Here is a 372-nt window from a genome sequence, read left to right as displayed (position 1 = left end):
GTTAAGGAGGATAAGGGATTCGAACCCTTGCACGGTTTTACCCGCCTGACGGTTTTCAAGACCGTTCCCTTCAGCCGGACTTGGGTAATCCTCCAAAAGTAACAAATGATCCGTACGGGATTCGAACCCGTGTTACCGCCGTGAAAGGGCGGTGTCTTAACCACTTGACCAACGGACCAATAAAAAACGGAGAAGGAGGGATTTGAACCCTCGCGCCGGTTTCCCGACCTACACCCTTAGCAGGGGCGCCTCTTCAGCCACTTGAGTACTTCCCCAAATGTATGACTACATTTTGATGGGCCTAAATGGACTCGAACCATCGACCTCACGCTTATCAGGCGTGCGCTCTAACCAGCTGAGCTATAGGCCCCA

At 52.4% G+C, this 372-nt stretch carries 4 tRNA genes; all 4 read right to left on the bottom strand.

Going from position 1 to position 372, the window contains the following annotated elements:
* Nucleotides 1-4: 4 nt before the first annotated feature.
* Nucleotides 5-94, bottom strand: a tRNA-Ser gene (locus tag ACI3E5_RS17615).
* 12 nt (nt 95-106) lie between these two features.
* Nucleotides 107-178, bottom strand: a tRNA-Glu gene (locus ACI3E5_RS17610).
* A gap of 9 nt (nt 179-187) precedes the next feature.
* Nucleotides 188-275 (bottom strand) — tRNA-Ser (locus ACI3E5_RS17605).
* Between the two features lie 21 nt (nt 276-296).
* Nucleotides 297-370, bottom strand: a tRNA-Ile gene (locus ACI3E5_RS17600).
* Nucleotides 371-372: the final 2 nt, after the last annotated feature.

Source organism: Candidatus Enterococcus avicola, from assembly GCF_047470845.1.
Classification (GTDB): domain Bacteria; phylum Bacillota; class Bacilli; order Lactobacillales; family Enterococcaceae; genus Enterococcus_D; species Enterococcus_D casseliflavus.
The sequence above is the reverse complement of the archived record's forward strand: the minus strand, read 5'-3'. Positions and strand labels throughout refer to the sequence as shown.